This is a genomic window from Moorena sp. SIO3I6, assembly GCF_010672095.1.
The window spans coordinates 1-2,180 of the sequence record NZ_JAAHHU010000800.1 but is presented as its reverse complement, the minus strand read 5'-3'; the positions used below and the strand labels follow the sequence as shown (position 1 = coordinate 2,180).

At 40.4% G+C, this 2,180-nt stretch carries 2 protein-coding genes and 1 pseudogene; all 3 read right to left on the bottom strand.

Going from position 1 to position 2,180, the window contains the following annotated elements; all coding sequences use genetic code 11:
* Positions 1–353 (bottom strand): annotated as a pseudogene (locus tag F6K49_RS42895) (FemAB family protein); the annotation flags it as partial.
* 259 nt (positions 354–612) lie between these two features.
* Positions 613–1,251: a sugar transferase gene (locus tag F6K49_RS42890; RefSeq protein ID WP_293107662.1), complete on the bottom strand. Its 639-nt coding sequence runs from the start codon at positions 1,249–1,251 to the stop codon at positions 613–615.
* Between the two features lie 466 nt (positions 1,252–1,717).
* On the bottom strand, positions 1,718–2,180 hold a 463-nt coding region (locus F6K49_RS42885; RefSeq protein ID WP_293107659.1), incomplete at its 5' end, for a glycosyltransferase.

Here is a 2,180-nt window from a genome sequence, read left to right as displayed (position 1 = left end):
TCTGAACATACTCCCTTGACAGATAACACACGTTTGAATTCAGCCATTGCGGCATCAGCAAACCCTGGTGTGCTAGCGGCTGCCTCACTTAATAAAATTCCTGGATAACCATAGGGAGAGACTATATCAAATAAATCCCCTGAGTCTTGATCGCAAATGTCATCACATTGGCGCAGTAAATAAGGAACGAAGAAAATTTTATCACCATCTGCTATTACAATTGCTTCCGGTATCCCTTGATTTCGTCTAGACTCTAAACTAACATAGTCGGCTAGATGATAGATATCATGACGTAATTGGTTTAGAGTTTCTCCCCATAACGGGCTTAAAAAATCAATTATTTTACTATCCATACTGTTATCTAAAAAACTAATAATTAAATTTGCTACTATTTCAAAACGTTAGTAAAACTTCAAACACTATTTAGGACTTACGCAGTTAAACCAAAAATCAAGGGTTTCAGCTATAGGGAACAGGGAACAGGGAACAGGGAACAGGGAACAGAGAGTTAAAGACATTTTATATATCTGAATGCGTAAGTCCTGTATTGCTACATAATAATCACCCCATCGCCTGATTATCATCTTTTAGCAGGAATAAATTTAATTGGTATTAACAAGAGGGAGAGGTCCCCTGAAACTCACTTAACGTAGAGTGGGTTGGGTTAACAATACCTTCGCGCTTGGTCACTTTAATAAAGGTTAGGAATAAAATTTTCAAATCAAGCCAGAGATTCCACTTATCAACGTACCAAACATCACATTTGAATTTATTTTCCCAACTAATAGTGTTGCGACCATTAACTTGTGCCCAACCCGTAATACCAGGTTTCACCTCATGGCGGCGTGCTTGTTCACAATTGTAGCGATCTAAATACTCCACCAGTAAAGGACGAGGTCCGACAAAACTCATATCCCCTTTCAGAACATTCAAAAGTTGAGGAAGTTCATCTAAACTGGTTTCCCGTAGAAATTCACCAATTGCGGTCAGGCGTTCTTCATCGGGAAGTAGATTACCATCGCCGTCGCAATCATCGGTCATGGTCCGGAATTTATAGAACTTGAAAATACGACCATCTTTCCCCGGTCTTAGTTGGGTGAAAACGATTGGTCTTGCCATACTAAAGTAGATTGCGATCGCAATAATTAAGATAACAGGCGATAAAACAATCAGAGCGGTCGCAGCAACAAATCTGTCGGCAATCTCTTTAATTAGTTGTTGTAATTTATGGCTAGGAAAAATGTTCGTCATAGTTCACTCAAAACACAATTTTTTTCTCTTATTAAATAAAACATATAACGTTTGAACTGGGATGTGTTGCCACAATGGCTATTACTAGTGATTAATGACTAATCATGCACACACTTAAAATCCCACGACTTGTATAACGTGGGATGGATGATTTAATATCAAAGATATTCACTTGGAGATAGGGAGATGGGGAGATGAGAAGATGGGGATATGAAATTGATGTGTTGCCGTAATCAGCCAGAATTGGTATTATCCCCCCGAAGACCGGCAGGTCTCAACCTTAAACCTTAAACTTTAAACATTTAACCTTCAACTTTTAACTTTCAACCAGTCAACCTTCAACCTTAAACCAGTCAACCTTTAACCTTCAACCTCCAAACCTTCAACCTTCAACCTTCAAACCTTCAACCTTCAACCTTCAACCTTCAAACCTTCAATAAAAACTGCTTGAATTAAGCCCATCTGTTTACATAGAGTCATTGTAAACAGGCCAAAGTCCAGTGCCTAAAGGTGTCAAAATGCGATCGCTTATTGCTTCACTATACAAAGCCTCATGGAGTTCCAGAATGTTTTGTAAATCATAAGCACTCATGTGCTCCCGTCCACGTTTGCCCATAGCTAAGGCGTCTTCAGGATGGTCTAATACCCACGTCATTGCCTGAGCGATTCCCTTGATATCCCCCACCTCAACCAAAAGACCACTGTCTCCTGCCAGCAAATCCCTAGTGCCACGGATATTTGTGCCAATCACTGGTGTTTCCAGGCACAAGGACTCCATCACACTTCTAGGAAGTCCTTCTTGTTCTGAAACCAACAGTGTTGCCACTGAGGCTTGTATCAGAGTCGGAATATCCCTGCGGAAACCAAGGAAATGTACCTGATGTTTAATGCCTAGAGCTGATGCCAAGTCTTGCATTTGTTGAGTCCAC